Raw genomic sequence first — 24,648 nt, forward strand, 5'->3', positions numbered from 1 at the left:
TCCCCCACGCGCAGCGCCACCCGGCATCTTTTAAAGCCTTGTGGCGCTGAAATAGTGCTCCGGCTTCGCGATACGATCCTGTGCCGCGACCACCTGCAGTTCATATTCCTGCATCTCTTTCGTCGCAATCATAATTTCGTACACTGCAGCAGTCACATGCTCCAGCGCATCGCGCAGCGTTGCACCCTGAAGCAATTTCACCAGCAGCAGGCCGCTGGTCACATCCCCCACGCCCACCGGCTGGCGCAGGCCAAAATCCACCAGCGGACGGCTGATGTGCCAGGCATCATCTTTCGTCACCAGCAGCATCTCAAAGCGATCCTGACTTAGCCCTGCGCGTGCGAGATGTTTTACCAGCACAACCTCAGGCCCCTGCGCGATCAGCTCGCGAGATGCAGTTACTGCCTCTTCTACGCTGTTAACCGGATGCTCGCAGAGGATCTCCAGTTCCACCAGGTTTGGCGCAATGATATCGCTAGCCGGCAGAGCGTGGCGGACGTGGAACTCCGCAACGCCTGGCGCCACGATGCAGCCTTTTTCCGGATGCCCCATAACCGGGTCGCAGAAGTATTTTGCCGACGGATTTGCGGCTTTCACCTGGCGTACGATGCCGAGGATATGCTCCCCCTGCTCCGCTGAACCAAGATAACCGCTCAGTACGGCATCACAGCGCTTGAGCTGGTCGATATCGGCAATGCCCTGCACAACCTCGGTAAGGTGCGAAGGCGGCATCACGCAGCCGGTCCATTTGCCGTACTGCGTGTGATTGGAAAACTGGACGGTATTGAGGGGCCAGACGTTGGCGCCGAGGCGACGCATCGGGAATTCCGCTGCGCTATTGCCAGCATGTCCAAAAACGACGTGGGACTGAATGGCGAGGATGTTCTTCATTATTTTCTTACCAAACCCTGAAAAAACAAAAGGGGCGTGGTTTCCCACGCCCCTGGAGACTGTTAATTACTTCCAGCAGACAAGGCAGTAGTTTTTCTTGCCACGACGCAGCAGCGTGTAGCGGCCATACAGACGATCGCCGTCAACGAAGGTGTATTCCGGGTCGGCCTGTTTCTCACCGTTAATGGTGATCGCGTTAGACGCGATGGTTTTACGCGCCTGACCGCGGGAAGGCTGCAGTTCAGAGTCCACCAGCGCCTGCATCAGGTCAGCCCCTTTCTCCATCTCAACCATTGGCACGCCGTCCTGCGCCAGCTGTTCAAAGTCCGCTTCGCTCAGATCGCTCAGGGTGCCGTTAAACAGGCTAGCGGTAATGCGTTTTGCCGCGGCCAGACCTTCTTCACCGTGAACCAGTTTGGTCACTTCATCCGCCAGCACGTACTGCGCGCGTGGCGCTTTACCGCTGTTCTTGTCTTCTTCTTCCAGCGCGTTGATCTCTGCGATATCCATGAAGGTGAAGAACTTCAGGAAGCGATAAACATCGGCATCCGCCGTGTTGATCCAGAACTGGTAGAATTTGTACGGACTGGTTTTCTTCGGATCAAGCCATACCGCGCCGCCCTCAGTCTTACCAAATTTGGTGCCGTCTGCTTTGGTAATCAGCGGAACGGTCAGACCAAACACCTGGTTCTGGTGCAGGCGACGGGTCAGATCGATACCGGAGGTGATGTTGCCCCACTGGTCAGAACCACCAATCTGCAGGGAAACGCCGTGCAGTTTGTTCAGGCAGGCAAAGTCATACCCCTGCAGCAGGTTGTAGGAGAACTCGGTAAAGGAGATGCCCTGGTCGTCACGGTTCAGACGCTGCTTCACGGCCTCTTTGTTAATCATCTGGTTAACAGAGAAGTGCTTGCCGATGTCACGCAGGAAGGTCAGCACGTTCATGCTGCCAAACCAGTCGTAGTTGTTCGCGGCAATCGCGGCGTTATCGCCACAGTTGAAGTCGAGGAACGGCGCAACCTGTTTGCGGATCTTATCCACCCACTCTTGCACGGTATCTTCGGTGTTCAGTTTACGCTCAGCGGCTTTAAAGCTTGGGTCACCAATCAGACCGGTCGCGCCGCCCACCAGGGCAACAGGCTTATGGCCCGCCATCTGGAAGCGTTTCAGGCATAACAATGGAACAAGATGCCCCAAATGCAAGCTGTCAGCGGTGGGATCGAAGCCGCAATAGAGCGCGATCGGGCCTTGCGCCAGTCGCTCTGCTAACGCTTCCTCGTCCGTCACCTGGGCCACGAGGCCCCGCTCTTGCAATTGTTTAATCAAGTTACTGCTTGCCATCAAATTCTCCATGTATAAACGACTGCACCTTTGCCGGTACACGACTTTTCGCCTGATGCGAAAGGACCCATAGAATAAAGCGCAAGCGCGGCGTGCGCTAGCGCTTAAATCAACAAATTTCGGGGATTACGGTGCCAGTCTGTCGATTTTCCAGCCGCCATTCTCGCGCTGGTATAAAAAGCGGTCGTGCAGGCGATGTTCGCCCCCCTGCCAGAACTCAATCTGATCTATCGGGATGCGGAAACCACCCCAGAAGCTCGGCAGCGGGATTTCACCCTGCTGGAACTTCTGCTTCAGCTCCAGGAATTTACTTTCCAGCACGCCGCGGGCAGAAATGCGGCTCGACTGTTTTGATACCCAGGCGCCAATCTGGCTGTCACGCGGGCGGCTGTGGAAATACTTCACCACTTCCAGCGTCGAAAGACGTTCCGCTTTGCCGGTCACCATGACCTGACGTTCCAGCATGTGCCACGGGAACAGCAGGCTGATACGCGGATTGTTTTCCAGATGGTGCGCTTTGCGGCTGCCAAGGTTGGTGTAGAACACCAGTCCTTTCTCGTCATAATGCTTGAGCAATACGATGCGCTGATAGGGTTGACCGTTTTCATCCACCGTCGCGACAACCATGGCCGTGGGGTCGGCGAGTTTCGCTTCGCAGGCCTGTTTCAGCCAGCGTTCAAAAAGCACGAGGGGTTCAGCGGGAAGATCCTGGCGACGCAGGCCGCCTTTGGTGTATTCACGGCGCAGATGCGCAATTTGCTGCAGTTCGTCGTTATCTGACATGGCGTTAGCTGACATTGAGAGTGGGTGGCGCTATTGTGCGCCGCCCATGTAAAAATCTCAACGCTTCGGATTTTCGAGCTGGCAATTGTTCAGCACAATACGGTCGCGTTTGTAGACCGTGGCGCTGTCGCCTTTCGACCAGAAGACATAGATACCGTCGGTGTAGCGGGCGCCCGAGGCCGAAATGCCCTGCTTCAGCGTCAGCAATTTATTGTCGTAAACAAAACTGGCTTCCTGGCGCGGATTGTTCAGCTTCACGGTCAGCGGTTTTTCGTCGCAGCGATACTCCAGCGTATCGGTCTGCATGCGCTCAACGAGCTGGTTATAGACGCTGCATCCTGACAGCAACAAAGGAGCGGCAATAAGAAGAAGTTTTTTCATGGGCGTATTCCGAAGACTTTCCTGGTCCTGGAGGGCATGGCCACCCTCCTGTTTCATTCCATTCTAACGGCGACGCACCGCGTTGAATTTCAGTTAACTCTGATTATGACGCGGATTTGCCGGGAAAATCGCCCCAAGAACGCTCGCCTCGCGAGCGCCGGTTACCGACGGTAAATTGCCCGGCAGCCCGGCAATGGTGCGCCAGGCAAGCCAGGCGAAGGCCAACGCCTCCATGTCATCCCCGCTGATGCCAGCCTCATCGGTCGTAGACACTTCGGTACCCGGCAGTAGCCCCGCAAGACGCGCCATCACCAGCGGGTTACGGCTTCCCCCGCCGCACACCAGCAGGCGTTCGCATCCGCCGCTGAGGAGCACCTGTTCGGAAATCGACACGGCCGTGAGCTCGGCAAGCGTCGCCTGGACATCCTGCGGTGCAAGCGCCGGGAATGACGCCAGCTGGCGCTCAAGCCAGCCAAAGTTGAAGTATTCACGCCCCGTACTTTTCGGTGCCGGTAAGGCAAAATAAGGGTCGCTCAGCATGGACTGCAGCAGCGGGATAATTACCTTACCCTCGCTCGCCCACTCCGCGTTTTTATCATACGGTTGACCGCACTGACGCCAGATCCAGGCGTCCATCAGCATATTGCCCGGGCCGGTATCGTAGCCGCGCACCGGCTGTCCCGGGATCAGCATTGACAGATTGGCGATCCCACCAATGTTGAGCACCATACGACGTTCTGAAGGGTGTGCCAGTAGCGCCTGATGGAACGCAGGTACCAGCGGCGCGCCCTGTCCGCCAAGGGCGATATCGCGACGACGGAAATCGCCAACCACCGTCACGCCCGTCTTCGCCACAATCTGGTTGTTATCACCGATTTGCAGCGTATGCGGGGCATCTCCTCCGGGCTCATGCCAGACCGTTTGTCCATGACACCCGATGGCCACCACATCCTGCGGGCGAAGATGTTCTTTCTGCATTAATGCCAAAACCGCATCCGCAAACAGCGCCCCCAGGCGCACATCAAGCTGTCCTAGCTGGGAGAGGGTCAGCTGCTGCCCCTGACAAATACTCAGAATATCCTCTTTCAGTGAAATGGGGATTGGCCAGGTCAGGCTCGCCTGCTGTGCCACCATGTTTTCGTCAATAGCGGCCAGAACGACATCTACCCCATCCAGACTGGTGCCTGACATCACACCAATGTAGCGACCCGATTTCATGCGCTTTCCTTACGTTGCGTGGGCTAAGGATACCCACTCAACCATAAACGGCGCAGCATTGCCATCGGGTGATAATATTTTTTAACAATGTCAGACGCCTAACGCGGGCGGCTCCTGTTTATCTCTCGTTAAGTCAAATTCAAGTACAATTTTCTTATTGTTAGTGCAAAGATATGAACTATGGCCCCTTATGCCATATAATTTAGCCATAACGGATGCCCCAATCGGGCGTTTTTGGTGAACAGGAGATTCAAATGATTTTACGTGTACTGGGCGTTTCGCTGATTGGTTTAACTCTGGCTGGCTGTGTGAATGACAGTTCACTCTCTGGCGACGTTTACAGCGCTTCTGAAGCGAAACAGGTTCAGAACGTAACTTACGGTACCGTTGTTAACGCACGCCCTGTACAGATCCAGGGTGGTGATGAAAACAACGTGATGGGCGCAATCGGTGGTGCCGTCCTGGGTGGTTTCCTGGGTAATACCGTCGGCGGTGGCACTGGCCGCTCGCTGGCGACGGCCGCAGGCGCCGTTGCAGGTGGTGTAGCTGGCCAGGGCGTACAGGGTGCGATGAACAAAACTCAGGGCGTAGAGCTGGAAATTCGTAAAGACGATGGCAGCACTATCATGGTTGTCCAGAAACAAGGCAACACTCGCTTCTCTGCAGGCCAGCGCGTCGTTCTGGCAAGCAACGGAAGCCAGGTGACCGTTTCTCCACGTTAATTAAAAATGGATGTGGTCATCGGACCACATCCATTTACAATATATATCACTCCCACAAATATATTTACAAAATAGATTCATCCCGCCAATTTTTAACCACATCATATATTGTTTTTGCGCAAAGTATTTCTCAGGCTAATTGAATAAACTCTCGCAATTACCTCACCCTAATTCATTATAAAGCCATTAAAAACGTATATGTTTTCGAATCATCGTTCTGTAAAGGGTCGTTATACCTCGTTCTGTCTGGGTTGTATTGTTGTGATTGGCATATTACACGCCCTGTTTTCAAAAATTGCCGAATGGGTACCTAGCTTCTCGTCTCATTTGTTCCCTACGCTCACCATTTTTTTGCTGGTGTTTAACCTGTTTATTGCCTTCTTTATGGCAATGAAATACTGGTGCGATCGAAAACGGTTGTATCTGGTAGCGATCGCTTTTGCCTTTGCCGGGTCGGCATCGCTGATGGTCGGGACGTTGTCCTGCTTTCCCGCCTGGCTGGACCTCTATCAGTTCAACGCTGTGAACTATAACGATGCGATGATCTTCTATATGTTCCGCCATCTTTTAATGGCGGTGCTAATAATCGTTTCGGCAATACTCTATACCACGCGCAATTGTCCCCTTTCACGACTGGCGCATATCCTTATTGTGGGCGGCGAGTTTCTCTTTACCGTCTTTGCAGTAGGGTTGGCCTGGATGTATTCCAGTCACTCTTCCTTTTTATCCATTGATCTGGTGGATAATGAAACCCGTGAATTTATGGTTCTCTGGAGCCACTTCATTAATATTGCATTAGTTGCACTCTGGGTGGTGACATTAGGAACGCTGATGTTTATTACGCGCATACGCAATTTATTCTGGGTGGGTGGTAATTTTCTGTGCGTCTGCTATATCGTCACGCTTACAATGCTGTTAGCGGGTGGAAATGTCGAAGATGTCTCCTGGTATCGCGCCCGCTTATTTGAAACTGTCGCCACGCTGCTGATCATTTTTGTTCTGCTCTACGATGTTTTCAGGCTGTATCGCGACTCGCACGTCAAGTATCAGCAGTCCTACCAGAACTCAATTCGCGACCCGCTCACGCGCCTTTATAACCGCAGCTATTTTTATGAAACATTGAAGCAGGCGCTGGATATCGCCAAACCCAGCCGGCCTGTTTCCGTCATCGTAAGCGATCTCGATCGCTTCAAGCGCATCAACGACACCTATGGGCATCTTCAGGGCGACAAAGTCCTGCAGTTTGTCGCTAACCTGCTGATGGATTCCGTACGCCCGCATGACATCGCGGCCCGTATCGGTGGTGAGGAGTTTGTTCTGATGCTGGCCAACACCTCATCAGAAGCAGCGCACCAGGTGGCGGAGCGCATACGGTTAAATCTGAGCAGCTTCGATAACACCAGCAGCGGCGGTCAACTACCGGAGCCAGTCACTATCAGCATGGGGGTGTATACGGCGACGTCACCCGCGATAGCCGCAGAAACGTGCGTGGAAAACGCCGACAAAGCGATGTATGAAGCGAAGGAGACGGGACGTAATCGTGTGGTCGTCTTTAAGTAAAAAAAGGCCTTGCTGCTGCAAGGCCTTGGTGTTTATTAGTCGCGAGAATGCAGCTCATGGATGTTTTGCTCAAGGCGAGCAATAAGGCTGATGAGCATTTCCAGCTCCGCGGGTGAAACGCCTGACAGGATTTCACCGCGCGTCCTGGTGATCACGGCTTCCATTTCCGTGATGATTGGCGCCGCTTTCTCGGTGAGTTTAATCCGCTTGGCGCGACGATCGCTGGCGCAGGTTTGCCGCGAGATCAACCCCTTCTCTTCCAGCTGGTCAAGCGTACGCACCAGCGACGGTTGCTCAATCCCTATCGCTTTTGCCAGCTGAATTTGCGACTGATCGGGCGGCAGCTGATGGATGTTGTGCAGCGTGACCCAATGCGTCTGTGTGAGTTCCAGAGGTTTCAGGCGATGGTCAATCAGAGCACGCCAGACGCGTACCAACCTTGCCAGATCAGAACCTAATGGCGATTCCAATTTCACCTCCTTATAATTAGCTTGCTAAGTTATTATACTGATTTTAGAATAGTGTGCAGCATTTGTATTGCCAAAACAAATGCAATACTGCATTCATCGAACTTAAAAGTATGACTTACACTGAATTGTGATGCTTCATCATACTAAGACAAGCCAACGCGGCATTCTGTTCACTGCAAAGGATTTCTGCCCGTGACGTTTTTTCATCGCTCAGAGGGGTTGCCCCTTCAGGACCTGATCTTCGGTGCGTCAGTCTATTTTCCTCCGCTGTTTAAGGCCGTTCTGGTGGGTTTTCTGCTCTGGCTCATCGCGCATCGTCTGCTTCGCGACTGGATGTACTCCGGTGAAATCTGGCATCCCATGTTGATGGATCTTTCCCTGTTTGCCCTTTCCGTGTGCCTGGGCCTTGCCGTTTTGACTGTGTGGTGAATATGTCCCTGAAAACGCTAAAGTACTTTTCCACCCTGTTTGTCCTTGCCCTCGCGCTGGTTGCGGGGTGGTGGATGTGGAATTTTTATATGCAGTCGCCCTGGACGCGTGACGGCAAAGTTCGCGCTGAACAGGTCAGCATTACTCCTCAGGTTTCGGGAAGTATCACAACGCTTTTAGTTAAGGATAACCAGTTTGTAAAAAAGGGGGACGTTTTATTCCGTATCGACGATACCCCGTACCACATTGCGATTCTGAACGCCCAGGCCCAGCTGGCAAAAGCCCAGTCGGATCTGGCAAAGGCCAACAACGAGGCCAATCGCCGCCGTCACCTGTCGCAAAACTACATCTCAGCGGAAGATTTAGATACCGCCAATATCAACGTGAAGGCAATGCAGGCTAACGTCAACGTGGCGGAGGCGACGCTGAAGCAGGCGCATTGGCAGCTGACCCAAACCGTGATTACAGCACCTGTCGATGGATGGGTGACCAACCTCTCCGCCCGCGTGGGGAATTATGCCACCACGGGACAACCGATATTCGCCCTCGTCGACAGTCACTCCTTCTACGTCGTGGGCTATTTCGAAGAGACCAAGCTTCGGCATATTCGCGAGGGCTCGCCAGCCGCGATAACGCTTTACAGCGGCTCTCAGAGGTTACAGGGTCACGTATCCAGCGTTGGCCGTGCCATTTACGATCAAAGCGTTGAAACGGATTCAGGTCTTGTGCCGGACATTAAGCCAAACGTACCGTGGGTACGTCTGGCCCAGCGCGTTCCGGTTCGCGTGGAGTTTGACCGTTTACCGCAGGACATTACGCTGGTGTCCGGCACCACCTGCACAGTCTCCATCGGAACCCGTTAATGAAGCTGCAGGGGATCGCCTGGCAAAACACGCCGTGGATGAAAGCGACGCGTCCACAGTGGCGCTACGCCCTACGTAACGGCATTGCCATGTGTCTGGCGCTGACCGTTGCCTATTACCTGAACCTGGATGAGCCCTACTGGGCGATGACGTCTGCGGCGGTGGTTAGTTTCCCAACGGTAGGCGGGGTGATCAGTAAAAGCCTTGGCCGTATCGCAGGCAGCCTGCTGGGCGCCACCGCAGCGTTAATTATCGCCGGGCATACGCTGAACGATCCGTGGCTGTTCCTGCTCAGTATGGCGGCATGGCTGGGGGGCTGTACCTGGGCCTGCGCCCATTTTACCAATAACGTCGCCTACGCTTTTCAGCTGGCGGGCTATACCGCCGCCATTATCGCCTTTCCGGTAGTTAACGTGCTCGACACCACCGAACTGTGGAATATCGCCCAGGCGCGCGTCTGTGAAGTGATTGTCGGGATCCTTAGCGGCGGCTTCATGATGATGATCCTCCCCAGCACATCCGACGGCACAACGCTTATCACTGCGCTAAAAACCATGCACACCCGGCTACTGGAACACGCAAGCCTGCTGTGGCAACCGGATAACAGCGACGATATCCGCCTCGCGCATGAAAAGGTTATCGGACAGATTCTGACGATGAATCTGTTGCGTATTCAGGCGTTCTGGAGTCACTACCGCTTTCGCCGCCAGAACACCCTGCTTAACTATTTGCTGCATCAGCAGTTGCGTATGACCAGCGCCATCTCCAGCCTGCGCAGGATGCTGCTCAACTGGCCGACGCCGCCTGAAAATACCCGTGCCGTCATCGAAATGCTGCTCGCGGCACTTTCGCGCCCGGATGCGGACATCTACACCGTTGCGAAGATCATCGCCCCGCTCGCCCCTGTTGATGAGTACGACTACCGCCATCGCGCCTTCTGGCAGCGCCTGAATTACTTCTGCCGTCTGTACCTGCGCAGCAGCCGCTGGATTATGGCCGTCGAGAATGCGACCCCATTGACGGAGTTCAACGTCCCCGGAAGCCCGGCACTTGCACGCCATACCGACTATCTTGAAGCGTTGTGGAGCGGTTTTCGCACCTTCTGCGCGCTGATGCTGGTGGGAGCATGGAGCATTACCACGCAGTGGGAGTCCGGTACGGCGGCCCTGACGCTTGCCGCCATCAGCTGCGTGCTTTACTCCGTCGCGGCCTCGCCGTTCAACTCACTTACTCTCCTGTTGCGCACGCTGGTGCTGCTATCGCTCTTCAGCTTCGTGGTGAAATTTGGCCTGATGGTGCAGATAAGCGATCTTTGGCAGTTCCTGCTGTTCCTGTTTCCCCTGTTGACCACCATGCAGCTTCTGAAGCTGCAGATGCCAAAGCTGGCGGGCCTCTGGGGACAGCTGATTGTCTTTATGGGCTCGTTTATCTCCGTAACGAATCCGCCGGTTTATGATTACGCAGACTTTCTCAATGACAACCTGGCGAAGATCCTTGGCGTGGGGCTGGCGTGGCTGGCTTTCGCGGTGTTACGTCCCGGCTCCGATGCACGCAAGAGCCGCAGGCATATCCGGGAGTTACGCAGAGGGTTTGTCGACCAGCTCAGCCGTAAACCACACATGAGTGAAAACGAATATGAATCGCTGGTTTATCATCACGTCAGCCAGTTGAACAGCAGCCAGGACGCACTTTCCCGGCGCTGGCTGCTGCGCTGGGGCGTAGTGCTGTTGAACTGCTCGCACGTGGTCTGGCAGCTTCGCGGGTGGGAAACACGTTCCGACCCGCTTTCGCAGGTTCGTGATGTTTGCATATCCCTGCTGCGCGATGTGATGAACGAGAGCGGTGTCCAGCAGCGACCGCTGGAAACCATGCTGAATGAACTGCAGCGGATCTGCGATACGCTTGCACAGCATCATCTGCCCGCAGCCCGTGATTTAGCCTCGATAATCTGGCGCCTGCACTGCTCGCTATCGCAGCTGGAACAGGCACCGCCACCGGGAACGATTGGGGATCAGATCACGCCGCATGCATAGCGTGCCCCTCCGCCGCCAAGCGGTTTAGGCTGATCGGACATATTGTCGCCACCGACATGGATCATCAGCGCTTTGCCTTTCACCTCATCCAGCTTTTTCAGACGCGGCGCGACGACGGGTTCGGTAGCTTTACCGTCGTTATTGACCACAAGCACGGGCAGATCGCCTAAATGCCCCATTCCATCCGGGCCTTCATGCTTACCGGAATGCTGGGGATCGAGGTGCCCCCCTGCCGCTTCCGCCGCCGACGGTTTACCTTCTTTTAAAGCGGGCTGACAGCTGCCTTTGGCATGAACATGGAAACCATGCTCACCGGGCGGGAGTGCTTTGAGGCTGGGAGCAAACTCCAGTCCTTTATCGGTTTCCGTGATTTTCACCGTTCCGATGGACTGACCCACACCTTGTGGGGTGACGAGATTCATTTCCACTTCGTCGCTGGCTGCCTGCGCCCCTGCGCAAACAACCAGCGTGATCAGTGCCAGAGCAAAACGCTTCATATGACCTCCGCGGGTTATTTTTTGCCCCTTAAGTGTATACCAGGGGCAAAGATTTCACCGGAAAGTCACCTTCTGGCGGTTTATGGCACGTCGTAACCCAGAGCGGCTTTGCGGATGCGGAACCACTGCTGGCGGGTCATCTGCAGCTCTTCAGCGGCCAGTGCAGAACGCACGCGTTCTATTTTGCCGGATCCGATAATGGGCAGCGGTTTTGACGGCAGGCGCAGGATCCACGCGTAAACCACCTGTTCGATGCTTTCCGCGTTCAGTTCGCGGGCGATCGTCTCAAGCTCGTTGCGCAGCGGCTGGAATTCATCATCATTAAACAGGCGTCCGCCCCCCAGGCAGGACCAGGCCATCGGGCGAATGCGCAGCTGTTGTAGCTGATCGAGGGTACCATCCAGCAGCAGCGGCTGGTGAACCGGGGAGATCTCAACCTGGTTTGTGGCCAGGGTAAACGGCAGACGAGACTGAAGAAGCGCAAACTGCGCCGGGGTAAAGTTAGAAACGCCGAAATGACGCACTTTCCCATTCTGATGCAGGTTCAGGAAAGCTTCGGCCACCTCGTCAGCATCCATCAGCGGGTCGGGGCGGTGGATTAACAGCAGGTCGATACGATCGGTCGCCAGATTGACCAGCGACTGCTCGGCGCTCTTGATGATATGCGCGCTGTCGGTGATGTAATGACCGAGGGCGTGTTCAGGTTTTGCCGTGGTGGCAATCCCACACTTCGTGACAATTTCCATGCGATCGCGCAGTGCCGGAACCAGCTTAAGCGCCTCGCCGAACGCGGCCTCGCACTGGTAGCCACCGTAAATATCAGCATGATCGACCGTGGAGATGCCTAAATCGAGGTGCTCTTCAATAAAGCTCGCCAGCTGGAGCGGAGACATATTCCAGTCCATCAGGCGCCAGTAGCCCATCACAAAACGGGAGAATTCTGGCCCCTGGGGGGCAAGGGTAATTCGCTGAACCATAACATTTTCCTCAAGGACGTGATGTCATGAGTATACGCAATTACCGTGTTAAAAAAGTGAAGGTTGCTGGGGTTCTTCGGTCTCACCCGCTTTGTTTGCGCGTATTTTGCGCAGAAGGCGCTGTCGACAGAGGCGTAGTACCTCCTGCTTTTGCGTGTCGCTAAAGTTTTGCCAGTTGAAACGCTCGTCACGGGTACGCATGCATCCACGGCAATATCCGCGTTCATCAACCTGACAAATACCCCGGCACGGGCTCTGGATGGGGAAAAACTCCAGCTGCTCTGCCACTCTCACCTCCAGATAGCCACTCTCACCTACAGTGAAGACGCTAAACGCGCCACGTGCAAGGCCTATATCACAGATTTGTGGCATTAAGGTTTCACTAATCTTCCCTCTCTATACTCGGCCCATCATGACAATAACAGGTTTACCGATCGATGTGGTCAATCAAAAAGTTACACTGTAACGACATTAAATTTACTCTGGGTTGTGCTCTCTTCTTTACGCTAATCAACGGGCTGTTTATCCAGCGCAGCTGGGCCATTATCGGCCCAGTCCATCTGCACGACTTCCTCTTTGCCGCCTCCGTACCGCTGGTGCTGTTTTGCGGCTGGGTGATTGTTTTTAGCCTGCTTAATATCCCGTATATCCGTAAACCGCTGCTGATTGTTTTAACCATCGGTTGCGCCGCTGCGACGTATTTTATGTACACCTACGGCGCGGTGATCGATCAGAATATGATTGTGAACGTCTTCGAAACCAACTCTCAGGAAGCGACCGCCCTGGTGACCCCGCAGATGATTCTGTGGATTGTTATCGCAGGCCTCGTTCCCTCGGTGGTGCTGGCTCTTACCCGCATTCGTACCGGGAAATGGTGGTATGCCCTGCTGACGCGGGTTGCCGCGATGCTCGGCGCTCTGCTGGTGATTATTCTGGTTGCCGCGCTGTTTTATAAAGATTACGCGTCGCTATTCCGCAATAACAAAAGCATCGTCAAAATGGTCACTCCGGCGAACTATGTCAGCGCCGTGGTGAAGTACAGCAAGATGCGCTGGTTTGCCGGCGATCAGACGCTGGTGCGGATTGGTGAAGATGCCCATAAAGGGCCACTGATTTCCGGTCAACAAAAGAAAACCGTTCTGGTGCTTGTCGTCGGCGAAGCGTCTCGCGCGGCAAACTACTCCCTGAACGGTTACGATCGTGAAACCAACCCGGAGCTAAAAAAGCAGGATGTGATTAACTTCCCGCAGGCCTCCTCATGCGGCACTGAAACCGCGGTTTCCGTTCCGTGCATGTTCTCCGGCATGACGCGCAGCAAGTACGATGCCGACCTTGCACACCATCAGGAAGGTCTGCTCGATGTGCTGAAGCATGCGGGAATCAATCTGCTGTGGCGCGACAACGACGGCGGGTGTAAAGGTGCCTGCGATCGCATCCCCCATACCGATATGACGCAGTGGAATCTGGATCAGTTCTGCAAAGATAAATCCTGTATTGACGACGTGAACTTCTACCGTCTGGACAACGTGCTGGATGGCGTGAAGCAAGATACGGTGCTGGTTATCCACCTGATGGGGAGTCATGGACCGGCGTACTATCGCCGTTACCCGGACAATTTCCGGAAATTCACCCCAACCTGCGACACCAATGAAATTCAGGATTGCGACCATCAGGCGCTGATAAACACCTATGACAACACTATCCTCTATACCGACAGCATGGTCAGCAAAACCATTGATGCGCTGAAAGCGCGACAGGCAAGCATGAACACCGCGCTGATTTATCTCTCAGATCACGGTGAGTCACTTGGTGAAAGCGGCATTTATCTGCACGGTACGCCGTACATGCTGGCGCCGGAGCAGCAAACGCATATTCCGTTTATGTTCTGGCTGTCACCTGATTATGCAAAAAACTTTGGCATCAACGGACAGTGTTTGCGTGACCAGGCAGCAAAAAATGCGGTTTCCCAGGACAATTTATTCTCAACCGTATTGGGTATGATGGACGTGAAATCAACGGTTTATCAACCGCAGCTGGATATACTGAGTGCATGTCGGCAGTAAACTCGCTTGCATTAGACCGAACGGTCTATTAGAGTGCGGCCATGAGCAGAAATACTGAACACGATACCCGCGAACATCTACTGGCAACCGGCGAGCAGCTTTGCATGCATCGCGGGTTTACCGGTATGGGGTTGAGCGAGTTATTAAAAACCGCTGAGGTACCGAAGGGGTCGTTTTATCACTACTTCCGTTCCAAAGAGGCCTTTGGCGTGGCGATGCTGGAGCGTCATTATGCTGGCTACCACCAGCGTCTGGCGACCCACTTTGCGTCGGGTGAGGGGAACTACCGGGATCGTGTTCTGAATTACTATCAGGAAACGCTGAACCAGTTCTGTCAGCAGGGCATTATCAGCGGATGCCTGACGGTCAAACTGTCTGCCGAAGTGTGCGATCTTTCCGAAGATATGCGCTCGGCGATGGATAAGGGTGCCCGCGGCGTAATCGCCCTGCTGGCCCAGGCGCTGGAAAAAGGTCGCGAAGAAAAAACGCTGGCCTTTTCCGGCGACCCCTTAATGCAGTCTCAGGTGCTCTACTCCCTCTGGTTAGGAGCCAACCTGCAGGCAAAAATTTCGCGCAGTGCCCTGCCGCTGGAAAGCGCGCTGGCACATGTGAAAAACAGTATTACTGCGCCAGGCGTATAACGGGCGCTTTTTATTTACCTTATTACTAGTCGACTGGTCTACTCAGGAGTCTTTATGTCAGCTGAAAAACTGTTTACCCCATTGAAAGTGGGTGCCGTCACGGCGCCAAACCGCGTGTTTATGGCTCCGCTGACCCGTCTGCGCAGCATTGAGCCGGGTGACATCCCCACCCCCCTGATGGGCGAATACTATCGTCAGCGCGCAAGCTCTGGCCTGATCATTACGGAAGCCACACAGATTTCTGCTCAGGCGAAGGGTTATGCGGGCGCGCCGGGCCTTCACAGCCCGGAACAGATCGCCGCATGGCAGAAAATTACCGCAGGCGTTCACGCTGAAGAGGGTCGCATTGCGGTCCAGCTGTGGCATACCGGTCGTATCTCTCACAGCAGCATTCAGCCTGGCGGCCAGGCTCCGGTCTCCGCTTCGGCCCTCAGTGCAAATACCCGCACTTCCCTGCGTGATGAAAACGGTAATGCGATCCGCGTGGATACCTCTATGCCACGTGCCCTGGAGCTGGATGAAATCCCGGGTATCGTTAACGACTTCCGCCAGGCAGTGGCCAACGCTCGTGAAGCCGGTTTTGACCTGATTGAGCTGCACTCCGCGCACGGCTACCTGCTGCACCAGTTCCTGTCACCGTCGTCTAACCATCGCACCGACCTGTACGGCGGCAGCGTCGAAAATCGCGCTCGCCTGGTACTGGAAGTGGTTGATGCCGTATGTCAGGAGTGGAGCCCGGATCGTATCGGGATCCGCGTTTCCCCAATCGGTTCTTTCCAGAACGTCGACAACGGTCCGAACGAAGAAGCCGATGCACTGTACCTGATCGAAGAACTGGCTAAACGTGGCATCGCTTATCTGCACATGTCCGAGCCGGACTGGGCCGGCGGCAAGCCATACACTGAGGCTTTCCGTCAGAAAGTGCGCGAACGTTTCCACGGGGTGATCATCGGTGCAGGGGCGTATACGCCGGAGAAAGCCGAAGATCTGATTAATAAAGGGCTGATTGATGCCGTCGCGTTTGGCCGTGACTACATCGCCAACCCGGATCTGGTTGCTCGTCTGCAGAAAAAAGCAGCGCTCAACCCGCAGCGTCCGGAAAGCTTCTACGGCGGCGGCGCGGAAGGCTACACCGACTACCCTTCACTGTAATCTCGCCATTGTTCATTGATAGCGGCGACAGTTCGCCGCTATACTAAAACATCGTTTCTGATCAAAAAGCTTTTTTATTCCATTGGTTAATGAGGAAATTATGCGCCTACTTCACACCATGCTGCGCGTTGGCGACCTGCAACGTTCTATCGATTTCTACACTAACGTCCTGGGCATGAAGCTGCTGCGCACCAGCGAAAACCCGGAATACAAATACTCGCTGGCGTTCGTGGGTTACGGCCCGGAAACGGATGAAGCAGTGATCGAGCTGACCTACAACTGGGGCGTTGACAGCTATGAGCTGGGCACGGCCTACGGCCATATCGCGCTGGAAGTGGATAACGCGGCCGATGCGTGCGAACGCATTCGCAAAAATGGCGGTAACGTCACGCGTGAAGCGGGCCCGGTAAAAGGCGGCACCACCGTGATTGCGTTTGTGGAAGATCCGGACGGTTACAAAATCGAGCTGATTGAAGCCAAAGACGCCGGTCGCGGTCTGGGCAACTGATCCCTCAGGGCGCAACGTGCGCCCGTAGTTTTACTGCATCACCCCGCAAAATTTGCCATAATGCGCTCTGCTTTTTCCCCATGTAAGAGACCCTGATGTCCGATAACGCTCAATTTAGCGGTCTGTGCGACCGTTTTCGTGGTTTTTATCCCGTTGTCATTGATGTAGAAACAGCCGGATTTAACGCTAAAACCGATGCGCTGCTCGAAATTGCCGCCATCACGCTGAAGATGGATGAACAGGGCTGGCTTACACCGGACACCACGCTGCATTTCCACGTTGAACCTTTCGAAGGGGCAAACTTACAGCCGGAAGCGCTGGCGTTTAACGGTATCGATCCGTATAACCCGCTGCGCGGTGCCGTCAGTGAATATGATGCGCTGCACGCCATTTTTAAAATGGTGCGTAAAGGCATGAAAGAGAGCAACTGCAGCCGCGCCATTATGGTGGCCCATAACGCCACCTTCGATCATAGCTTTACCATGGCTGCCGCGGAGCGCGCGTCGCTCAAACGCAACCCCTTCCACCCTTTTGTCACCTTCGACACCGCCGCATTGAGCGGCCTGGCGCTGGGACAAACGGTGTTATCTAAAGCCTGCATTACGGCTGGCATTCCGTTCGACGGAACGCAGGCGCACTCCGCTCTATACGATACGGAGCGCACCGCAGAGCTGTTCTGTGAGATCGTCAACCGCTGGAAGCGTCTTGGCGGCTGGCCGCTGCCGATGGGTGACAGCGAAGAATAAAAAAAAGCGACCTTATCTGGTCGCTTTTTTATTTGCACAGAAAATTACTCTGCGTCCGGCTCTTCCGTTTTGTACTTCGCCGCCGTCTCTTTGATCAGCTGCTGCAGTTCGCCGCGCTGATACATTTCAATCAGGATATCGCAGCCGCCAACCAGTTCGCCGTCAACCCACAGCTGTGGGAAAGTCGGCCAGTTAGCGTACTTAGGCAGCTCAGCGCGGATGTCCGGATTCTGCAGGATATCAACGTAAGCAAAACGCTCACCACAGGCTGACAGCGCCTGAACCGCTTGTGCGGAGAAGCCGCAGCTTGGCAGCTTCGGAGAACCTTTCATATACAGCAGAATCGGGTTTTCAGCGATCTGGCGCTGGATTTTTTCAATAGTGGTGCTCATGTCTTGCTTCCTTTAACTTCTGTTACGGCATTCGTCTGACATTGTAGCGGTTCAGACTGGCATCGGAAAATAACATTTTTGTCACGTTTATACATTCTACCCCGAGTCACGAAAAGTTGCATTGCAAATGGTGTTTACCCCTGCCGCATTCAGGGTTTTGCTTAGGGAGCGGGCAAATGTGCGACAGAACGATGAATTTTTTTGCACTTGCTAACGAAACACGATTGTAGATTGAAAAATGCTATTAACTTTCTGGCTTTTTATAGATTAGAATCGACGGGCTTTGTAAATCACACGCGGGTATTATTGATGACCTGCATTTATCAGGGGACTGCCCAGTGGCGCGGATAAATAAAATCTCGATCACGCTCTGTGCTTTACTGTTTACTTCACTCACTTTCACGCCAGTGGCAAACGCCTCTCAGCAGGCGCGGCATTCTGCTGTACAAAAAAACCATCTGGTGAAAGCCACAGAACGTAAGAAAAAAACCACCGCTAAGAACGACAAGAAAAAAACACCGGCTCAGACGAAACAGACCGCTTCCAGCAAAACAAAAACAAAACCTTCCCGCACTGCCCACTCTGCCAAAAGTAAAGCTTCGCAAACCGCCGCTAACCTCGTTACTGAAAAATGCATCACGCGTAAAGGCCATAAGGCGAAATGCACGAAGGTCACGAAAATTGCGGAAGTGCATAAAGTGCGCGTACAGAAAGCGCAAAAAACCGCAATGCATAAACTGATGGGGCAGATTGGTAAACCTTATCACTGGGGTGGGACTTCGCCGCGTACCGGTTTTGACTGCAGCGGCCTCGTCTATTACGCCTATAAAGATCTGGTCAAGTTCCGCATTCCTCGTACCGCCAATGAGATGTACCACCTCCGCGATGCCTCACCGGTTGACCGCGGTGAGCTGGAAAATGGCGATCTGGTGTTCTTCCGCACCCAGGGTCGCGGCACGGCTGACCACGTCGGCGTCTATGTCGGCAACGGGAAATTCATCCAGTCTCCACGTAGCGGTCAGGATATTCAGATCACCTCTCTCAGTGAAGACTACTGGGTACGCCACTACGTCGGCGCGCGTCGCGTGATGACGCCGAAAACCATTCGCTAACCCCTGCCCTGCCACACCCGTGGCAGGGTAAGTTCCTCTTTTGCATACCCTTTCAATTTGCTATCCTGTCCTTGTTGTCTGTGTGGTTATTGGCAACGCAAAATACAATAAGGAGAGAAGCAATGTCGTTCGAATTACCTGCACTACCGTATGCAAAAGACGCCCTGGCCCCGCACATTTCTGCGGAAACCCTGGAATATCACTACGGCAAACATCACCAGACTTACGTCACCAACCTGAACAACCTGATCAAGGGCACCGATTTTGAAGGCAAAACGCTGGAAGAGATCGTCCGCAGCTCAGAGGGTGGCGTATTCAACAACGCCGCTCAGGTGTGGAACCACACCTTCTACTGGCACTGCCTGGCGCCGAATGCCGGCGGTGAACCTGTCGGTGAACTGGCTAACGCCATCAACGCCGCATTTGGCAGCTTCGCGGACTTCAAGGCGAAATTCACCGATGCCGCCATCAAGAACTTCGGTTCAGGCTGGACGTGGCTGGTTAAAGAGGCGGATGGCAAACTGGCTATCGTATCCACCTCTAACGCGGGCACCCCGCTGACCACCAGCGCGAAGCCGCTGATGACCGTGGACGTATGGGAACACGCTTACTACATCGATTACCGTAACGCGCGCCCGAACTACCTGGAACACTTCTGGGCACTGGTTAACTGGGACTTTGTGGCGAAGAACTTCGCCGCGTAAAAGACACGCAGAAGGGTTCGCCCTTCTGCGTTTTTGGTTTATTCCGCAGCGCAGGCTGCTTCTGGCTGTTTACGACCCGACATCATCACCAACAGCAGGCCGAGCGCGGCAATGATTGCCCCCATCACCGGCACAAAGCTGTATCCCAGACCACCTGAAATAACGGCCCCACCGGCCGCCGCACCGAGCGCATTGCCCAGGTTAAAGGCACCGATATTGACCGAGGATGAGAGGCCCGGCGCTTCATGCGCAACACGCATCACGCGCATCTGCAGCGGTGGCACCACGGCGAACGTTGCTGCACCCCAGACGACCATCGCCATCGCGGCGCCAAACTCGTTACGCGCCAGCCACGGAATGGCGATCATGATGACAATCAGCAGGGTTAAGAAGCCCTTCAGCGTCCCGCTCACGGAACGGTCGGCAAATTTCCCACCGAGATAGTTACCGATCGAGAAGCCCACGCCAATCAGCACCAGCATCGCGGTCACAAATAGAGGCGTTGCGTGGGTGATATCGTGCAGTACCGGTGAAATATAGGTATAGAGGGTAAACATCGCCCCTGCCCCGAGAACGGTGGTAAGCAGCGCGGAAAGCACCTGCGGGCGCACCAGCACCGCCAGCTCCTTACGCACTTCCGGACGTTCTCCGGCGCTGCCTTTCGGCAGGGAGAAGAACAATGCCACCATCGCGACCACGCCCAGCCCGGCCGTCGCCAGGAAAGACATACGCCAGCCGATCGCTTCTCCCAGCCAGGTTGCAGCAGGAACACCGCCGATGTTAGCGATGGTCAGACCCATAAACATGGTGGCCACGGCGCTCGCCTGCTTGTGTTTTGGCACCACGCTGGCAGCAACGACCGATCCCAGCCCAAAGAACGCGCCGTGGTTAAGGCTGGTCAGAATACGCGACAGCATCAGCGTGGTGTAGTCCGGCGAAATGGCCGATAGCACGTTGCCGAGGGTGAAAATCGCCATCAGGAAAATCAGCGCATTGCGGCGCGCGCGATGAGAAAGCAGAAGCGTCATCAGCGGCGCTCCCACCATCACGCCGATAGCGTAGGCGCTGATCAACATGCCTGCCGCAGGGATCGAGACGTCCACGCCGCGGGCGATGACGGGCAGTAACCCCATCGGGGAGAATTCAGTGGTGCCAATCCCAAAAGCGCCAATCGCAAGGGCCAGCAGGGGAAAATTGATTTTCATGCGTCAACTCCGGATGCCGTGTCATGTGGTGACACAGAACAAAGAAGCGGAAAGCATGACATCAATCACAAAAAATGAGAAGTTAACAAAATGGCAAAAGATTTTTGCCAGAGAAGTAACAATCCGGGGAGTCGGGAGGGAGAAGGCTCTCCCTCCGCGTAAATCAGTGCAGCGCAGCCGTCAGACCGGCCGCAACAATCAGAGCCAGCACAACAACGGTGGTGAACAGCGAAAACTTAAGATCGGAACTCATCAATTTTTCTCCTTTTAATCCCCACACGAAAAGTGAGCTTGCTCATTTTTGCACAGATTACGTCAAAAATCTTCCTGGATTTATACTGATAACCACTTTACCTCTTCCCCTTTTCATCAAGATAGGACAAAATTCCACGCTAAATTTATTAGCGTACCGGCCATTGACCCCCTCCTGACGTCCCGTGTCGTTTTCCCGGCGTGCCGCAATTCAAGATTGCGTGATAAGGGTGAGAGAAGGCAAACGTTTACCTTCAAGTTTTTCAGGAGCTTAGGATATGGTCTGGAGTGACATTTAATGGCAACAATTAAAGACGTAGCAAAACGCGCAAACGTTTCCACTACAACCGTATCACATGTAATTAACAAAACCCGCTTTGTGGCGGAAGAGACGCGCAACGCCGTCTGGGCAGCGATCAAGGAGCTGCACTATTCGCCAAGCGCGGTTGCGCGTAGCCTCAAGGTTAATCACACCAAGTCCATTGGATTGCTGGCGACCAGCAGTGAAGCGGCCTATTTTGCCGAGATCATTGAAGCTGTTGAAAAAAACTGCTTCCAGAAAGGCTATACCCTGATTCTGGGCAACGCGTGGAACAGCATTGAAAAACAGCGTGCTTACCTGTCGATGATGGCGCAGAAGCGCGTTGACGGCCTGCTGGTAATGTGTTCCGAGTATCCGGAATCCGTGCTGTCGATGCTCGAAGAGTATCGCCACATCCCCATGGTCGTTATGGACTGGGGCGAAGCGCGTGCGGATTTCACCGACTCCGTTATCGACAATGCCTTTGAAGGCGGTTACATGGCCGGCCGCTACCTGATCGAACGCGGTCACCGCGAGATTGGCGTGATCCCGGGTCCGCTGGAGCGCAACACCGGGGCGGGCCGTCTTGCCGGTTTTATGAAAGCGATGGAAGAAGCGCTGATCACCGTGCCGGAAAACTGGATCGTGCAGGGCGACTTTGAGCCGGAATCAGGCTACCGCGCGATGCAGCAGATCGTCTCGCAGCCGCACCGTCCGACCGCCGTTTTCTGCGGGGGTGACATCATGGCCATGGGCGCGCTCTGCGCCGCCGATGAACTGGGTCTGCGCGTACCGCAGGATATTTCCGTGATCGGGTATGACAACGTGCGTAACGCGCGCTTCTTCACCCCAGCGCTGACCACCATTCACCAGCCGAAAGATTCGCTGGGCGAAACGGCCTTCAATATGCTGCTCGACAGGATCGTCAACAAGCGCGAAGAGTCCCAGTCCATTGAAGTTCACCCGCGCCTGATTGAACGCCGTTCCGTAGCGGACGGTCCGTTCCGCGACTACCGTCGTTAATCCCTTTACGGGGCCAGCTACGCTGGCTCCCGTAACCATTCCCGGTTTAGCGTTTCGCTGTCCCCCAGATAATCCAGCAGCCAGGCCATGGCGGGCGAGACATCATTTTGTTGCCAGGTCAGGCAGCAGGCCGCGTCCGGGAACGGATTTTCCAGCGTCAGTTCAACCCATTCGCCGGTATCAATGCGCGGACGCGCAAAATGAACGGGCACCATCGCGACGCACAGTCCGGCACTGAGGCACGTCGCCGACGATTCCCAGTCCGGAGCCACCACCCGCCGCTGGTTGTCCAGAAGCCAGGTGATACGCTTGGGCAATGAACGGGACGTATCCTCCAGCACCAGCGAGGGCCAGTTGCGCAGCGTATCGTCGCTAAGCGGCCCGTCCATCGCCGCCAGGGGATGATCGCGTGCCACCACGCATTTCCAGCTCAGCATCCCCATATCGCGAAAGGCGTAACGTCCCCCGACCGGGATCGCCTGTGTGGCGCCAATCGCCATCTCCGCCCTGCCGTCCGCCAGCGCATCCCAAACGCCGTTGAACACCTCCTGCGAGACCCGCAGCTCAACGTCAGAGAAGTGACGATAGAAATCGACAATCATCTGTCGGGTGCGTTCCGGCTTCACGATGTTATCCACCGCGATAGAAAGATGTCCCCGCCAGCCGTTGGCGATCTGCTGGCACTGTTCGCGGGTGATCTGCATTTTTTTGATAACAGAACGCCCTTCTTTCAAAAACCACGCCCCGGCGGGCGTCAATTCCACATCACGATGCCGCCGCTCAAACAGCGGAACCGCCAGCCACTCCTCCAGTTGACGCACCGTGTAGCTGATGGCCGAAGGGACGCGGTGCAGCTCCTGCGCCGCACCGCTGAAGCTGCCGTTACGCGCGACAGCATCGACCACTTCAAGAGAATAATCTGACCACATTTTCTGCCTGCAAAAAATTTGAATGCACCCGCCAAATATTAGCGTTTCACAAGCGGCTTTGCACTCCCTACACTCAGCGCCAATGTATACCTGCCTCCTCAGGAGAATAAAATAATGCAACCCAGGAACGGTTTTTTAGTCTGGCTCGGCGGCTTAAGCGTGCTGGGCTTTTTGGCCACCGATATGTACCTGCCGGCTTTTGCCGCGATGCAGGAAGATTTGCAAACCCCCGCTGCCGCCATCAGTGCCAGCCTGAGTTTGTTCCTCGCCGGTTTTGCTTTTGCACAGCTGCTCTGGGGACCGCTCTCGGATCGCTTTGGTCGTAAACCGGTACTGCTGCTGGGTCTGGCCATTTTTGCCGTGGGCTGCCTGGGGATGTTATGGGTACGCGACGCCACCTGGCTGCTGGTGCTGCGCTTCGTTCAGGCCGTGGGCGTCTGTGCCGCGGCCGTGACCTGGCAGGCGCTGGTGACCGACTACTACCCGGCTAACCGCACAAACCGTATTTTCGCCACCATTATGCCGCTGGTGGGCCTCTCCCCTGCCCTGGCTCCGCTGCTGGGCAGCTGGATCCTCGCGCACTTTGACTGGCAGGCCATTTTTGCCACGCTGTTTGCCATCACGCTGGTGCTGATGCTGCCGGCGTTTTCCCTCAAGCCTGCGCATAAAAAAGAGGCGCATGCCGACGCGAAGCCGATTACCTTCACCTCACTGTTGAGCGCCAAAGCGTATCGCGGGAATGTCCTGATCTATGCCGCCTGCTCGGCAAGCTTCTTCGCATGGCTCACCGGCTCGCCGTTCATTCTGCACGATATGGGCTACAGTCCGGCAGCCATCGGCCTGAGCTATGTTCCGCAGACAATCGCGTTCCTTGTGGGCGGGTACGGCTGTCGCGCGGCGCTGCAAAGATGGGAGGGTCAGCAGATGCTGCCGTGGCTGCTGGTGCTGTATGCGCTGAGCGTCATCGGGACCTGGGCCGTTGGCTTTATTCCGGGTGCCGGTCTGGCCGAAATTTTGATCCCGTTCTGCGTGATGGCCATTGCGAACGGGGCGATTTACCCTATCGTTGTGGCGCAGGCGCTGCGTCCATTCCCGCAGGCAACAGGCCGCGCCGCCGCGCTGCAGAACACCCTGCAGCTGGGTTTGTGCTTCCTGGCAAGCCTGGTGGTCTCGGCGCTGATTGCTACGCCGCTTTTGACCACCACCAGCGTGATGCTGTTCACCGTAGCGCTGGCGGTATTGGGCTATCGCATGCAGGCCTCCGCACAGCGTGAGCAGGATAACGGTGCTCAGGTGGAAACCTCGCATGCCTGATTGCGCCAGAAATCATGTTATATTTCAGTGATTAGGTTGCTAACAATTTTCTATTGAATCACCAAATTTTGAAGCCTATACTAAATTTGGTTCGATTAAATACGATAAATATTAAGTGTTAACGGGAGCCGGAGTGCTCCC

General features: G+C 55.0%; 27 protein-coding genes. 14 read left to right on the forward strand and 13 right to left on the reverse strand.

The features are described from left to right. Nucleotides 1–30: 30 nt before the first annotated feature. From pdxY to anmK, 5 genes are all read right to left on the reverse strand, one after another. Nucleotides 31–891, reverse strand: coding sequence for a pyridoxal kinase PdxY (gene pdxY / locus USH94_RS10345; protein ID WP_111965665.1), 861 nt, complete (start codon nucleotides 889–891; stop codon nucleotides 31–33). Nucleotides 892–957: 66 nt separating this feature from the next. After that, on the reverse strand, nucleotides 958–2,232 hold the full coding sequence (gene tyrS / locus USH94_RS10350; RefSeq protein ID WP_080327312.1) for a tyrosine--tRNA ligase: 1,275 nt from the start codon (nucleotides 2,230–2,232) through the stop codon (nucleotides 958–960). A 126-nt stretch (nucleotides 2,233–2,358) separates the two neighbouring features. Beyond that, nucleotides 2,359–3,015, reverse strand: coding sequence for a pyridoxamine 5'-phosphate oxidase (pdxH, locus tag USH94_RS10355; protein ID WP_111965664.1), 657 nt, complete (start codon nucleotides 3,013–3,015; stop codon nucleotides 2,359–2,361). A gap of 57 nt (nucleotides 3,016–3,072) precedes the next feature. After that, entirely contained in the window at nucleotides 3,073–3,396 is a 324-nt protein-coding gene (gene mliC, locus USH94_RS10360) for a C-type lysozyme inhibitor (protein ID WP_008500576.1), read from the reverse strand. Between the two features lie 93 nt (nucleotides 3,397–3,489). After that, a complete protein-coding gene (gene anmK, locus USH94_RS10365) occupies nucleotides 3,490–4,614 on the reverse strand; it encodes an anhydro-N-acetylmuramic acid kinase (protein ID WP_111965663.1) in 1,125 nt (374 codons plus the stop codon). A gap of 254 nt (nucleotides 4,615–4,868) precedes the next feature. On the opposite strand from anmK, the gene slyB reads away from it, so the two are divergent. Further along, nucleotides 4,869–5,336, forward strand: coding sequence for an outer membrane lipoprotein SlyB (gene slyB, locus USH94_RS10370; protein WP_047348789.1), 468 nt, complete (start codon nucleotides 4,869–4,871; stop codon nucleotides 5,334–5,336). A 198-nt stretch (nucleotides 5,337–5,534) separates the two neighbouring features. Beyond that, nucleotides 5,535–6,896 carry a GGDEF domain-containing protein gene (locus USH94_RS10375; RefSeq protein ID WP_111965662.1) on the forward strand — a complete coding sequence of 454 codons (1,362 nt, stop codon included), beginning with the start codon at nucleotides 5,535–5,537 and terminating at the stop codon, nucleotides 6,894–6,896. 35 nt (nucleotides 6,897–6,931) lie between these two features. Here USH94_RS10375 and slyA read toward each other — a convergent pair whose 3' ends face one another. Then, a complete protein-coding gene (slyA, locus tag USH94_RS10380) occupies nucleotides 6,932–7,372 on the reverse strand; it encodes a transcriptional regulator SlyA (RefSeq protein ID WP_111965661.1) in 441 nt (146 codons plus the stop codon). A gap of 186 nt (nucleotides 7,373–7,558) precedes the next feature. Here slyA and USH94_RS10385 point away from each other — a divergent pair, with 186 nt between their 5' ends. From USH94_RS10385 to USH94_RS10395, 3 genes are read left to right on the forward strand one after another with little or no spacing between them, the layout of a single operon-like run. Beyond that, nucleotides 7,559–7,795: a DUF1656 domain-containing protein gene (locus tag USH94_RS10385; protein ID WP_111965660.1), complete on the forward strand. Its 237-nt coding sequence runs from the start codon at nucleotides 7,559–7,561 to the stop codon at nucleotides 7,793–7,795. A 2-nt stretch (nucleotides 7,796–7,797) separates the two neighbouring features. Beyond that, complete coding sequence (locus tag USH94_RS10390; protein WP_111965659.1) at nucleotides 7,798–8,658, forward strand: HlyD family secretion protein; 861 nt, start codon at nucleotides 7,798–7,800, stop codon at nucleotides 8,656–8,658. Continuing rightward, nucleotides 8,658–10,691 (forward strand): FUSC family protein, encoded by a 2,034-nt coding sequence (locus USH94_RS10395; protein ID WP_111965658.1) that lies wholly within the window; start codon nucleotides 8,658–8,660, stop codon nucleotides 10,689–10,691. Before USH94_RS10390 ends, USH94_RS10395 begins: the two co-directional genes overlap by 1 nt. On the opposite strand, the gene sodC is transcribed toward USH94_RS10395, so the two are convergent. From sodC to USH94_RS10410, 3 genes are all read right to left on the reverse strand, one after another. Beyond that, a complete protein-coding gene (gene sodC, locus USH94_RS10400; protein ID WP_111965657.1) occupies nucleotides 10,670–11,188 on the reverse strand; it encodes a superoxide dismutase [Cu-Zn] SodC in 519 nt (172 codons plus the stop codon). The genes USH94_RS10395 and sodC overlap by 22 nt on opposite strands. 80 nt (nucleotides 11,189–11,268) lie before the next feature. Then, a complete protein-coding gene (locus USH94_RS10405; protein WP_111965656.1) occupies nucleotides 11,269–12,165 on the reverse strand; it encodes an aldo/keto reductase in 897 nt (298 codons plus the stop codon). A 48-nt stretch (nucleotides 12,166–12,213) separates the two neighbouring features. Continuing rightward, nucleotides 12,214–12,453, reverse strand: coding sequence for a DUF1289 domain-containing protein (locus tag USH94_RS10410; RefSeq protein ID WP_008500587.1), 240 nt, complete (start codon nucleotides 12,451–12,453; stop codon nucleotides 12,214–12,216). 149 nt (nucleotides 12,454–12,602) lie between these two features. On the opposite strand from USH94_RS10410, the gene eptA reads away from it, so the two are divergent. The 5 genes from eptA (at nucleotide 12,603) to rnt (ending at nucleotide 17,275) form a co-directional block, all read left to right on the forward strand. After that, nucleotides 12,603–14,228, forward strand: coding sequence for a phosphoethanolamine transferase EptA (gene eptA, locus USH94_RS10415; RefSeq protein ID WP_111965655.1), 1,626 nt, complete (start codon nucleotides 12,603–12,605; stop codon nucleotides 14,226–14,228). Between the two features lie 41 nt (nucleotides 14,229–14,269). Continuing rightward, a complete protein-coding gene (locus USH94_RS10420; protein ID WP_111965654.1) occupies nucleotides 14,270–14,869 on the forward strand; it encodes a TetR/AcrR family transcriptional regulator in 600 nt (199 codons plus the stop codon). 54 nt (nucleotides 14,870–14,923) lie between these two features. Continuing rightward, on the forward strand, nucleotides 14,924–16,021 hold the full coding sequence (locus tag USH94_RS10425) for an alkene reductase (protein ID WP_111965653.1): 1,098 nt from the start codon (nucleotides 14,924–14,926) through the stop codon (nucleotides 16,019–16,021). 100 nt (nucleotides 16,022–16,121) lie between these two features. After that, nucleotides 16,122–16,529, forward strand: a complete 408-nt coding sequence (gloA, locus tag USH94_RS10430) for a lactoylglutathione lyase (RefSeq protein ID WP_008500591.1) — start codon at nucleotides 16,122–16,124, stop codon at nucleotides 16,527–16,529. 95 nt (nucleotides 16,530–16,624) lie between these two features. After that, nucleotides 16,625–17,275, forward strand: coding sequence for a ribonuclease T (gene rnt / locus USH94_RS10435; protein ID WP_111965652.1), 651 nt, complete (start codon nucleotides 16,625–16,627; stop codon nucleotides 17,273–17,275). Between the two features lie 44 nt (nucleotides 17,276–17,319). On the opposite strand, the gene grxD is transcribed toward rnt, so the two are convergent. Beyond that, entirely contained in the window at nucleotides 17,320–17,667 is a 348-nt protein-coding gene (gene grxD / locus USH94_RS10440; protein ID WP_003832760.1) for a monothiol glutaredoxin 4, read from the reverse strand. A 338-nt stretch (nucleotides 17,668–18,005) separates the two neighbouring features. Between grxD and USH94_RS10445 the strand changes: the two genes are divergently transcribed. After that, nucleotides 18,006–18,779 carry a C40 family peptidase gene (locus USH94_RS10445; RefSeq protein WP_111965651.1) on the forward strand — a complete coding sequence of 258 codons (774 nt, stop codon included), beginning with the start codon at nucleotides 18,006–18,008 and terminating at the stop codon, nucleotides 18,777–18,779. A gap of 122 nt (nucleotides 18,780–18,901) precedes the next feature. Then, nucleotides 18,902–19,483, forward strand: a complete 582-nt coding sequence (sodB, locus tag USH94_RS10450) for a superoxide dismutase [Fe] (protein ID WP_111965650.1) — start codon at nucleotides 18,902–18,904, stop codon at nucleotides 19,481–19,483. A 38-nt stretch (nucleotides 19,484–19,521) separates the two neighbouring features. On the opposite strand, the gene USH94_RS10455 is transcribed toward sodB, so the two are convergent. Together USH94_RS10455 and USH94_RS10460 are read right to left on the reverse strand one after the other, a co-directional pair. After that, entirely contained in the window at nucleotides 19,522–20,688 is a 1,167-nt protein-coding gene (locus tag USH94_RS10455) for an MFS transporter (RefSeq protein WP_111965649.1), read from the reverse strand. A gap of 163 nt (nucleotides 20,689–20,851) precedes the next feature. Then, the gene (locus USH94_RS10460; protein WP_008500596.1) at nucleotides 20,852–20,941 is read right to left on the reverse strand and encodes a YnhF family membrane protein; all 90 of its coding nucleotides are present in this window, start codon (nucleotides 20,939–20,941) and stop codon (nucleotides 20,852–20,854) included. A gap of 297 nt (nucleotides 20,942–21,238) precedes the next feature. On the opposite strand from USH94_RS10460, the gene purR reads away from it, so the two are divergent. Beyond that, nucleotides 21,239–22,264, forward strand: a complete 1,026-nt coding sequence (gene purR, locus USH94_RS10465) for an HTH-type transcriptional repressor PurR (RefSeq protein WP_008500597.1) — start codon at nucleotides 21,239–21,241, stop codon at nucleotides 22,262–22,264. A gap of 17 nt (nucleotides 22,265–22,281) precedes the next feature. Here the strand turns inward: purR and punR are convergent, their stop codons facing one another. Beyond that, the gene (punR, locus tag USH94_RS10470; RefSeq protein ID WP_045910323.1) at nucleotides 22,282–23,193 is read right to left on the reverse strand and encodes a DNA-binding transcriptional activator PunR; all 912 of its coding nucleotides are present in this window, start codon (nucleotides 23,191–23,193) and stop codon (nucleotides 22,282–22,284) included. Nucleotides 23,194–23,307: 114 nt separating this feature from the next. Here punR and punC point away from each other — a divergent pair, with 114 nt between their 5' ends. Beyond that, entirely contained in the window at nucleotides 23,308–24,507 is a 1,200-nt protein-coding gene (gene punC / locus USH94_RS10475) for a purine nucleoside transporter PunC (RefSeq protein WP_111965648.1), read from the forward strand. Nucleotides 24,508–24,648: the final 141 nt, after the last annotated feature.

Origin of the sequence: Enterobacter sp. 148H3 (assembly GCF_034107425.1) — a bacterium.
GTDB classification, from domain to species: Bacteria; Pseudomonadota; Gammaproteobacteria; order Enterobacterales; family Enterobacteriaceae; genus Enterobacter; species Enterobacter vonholyi.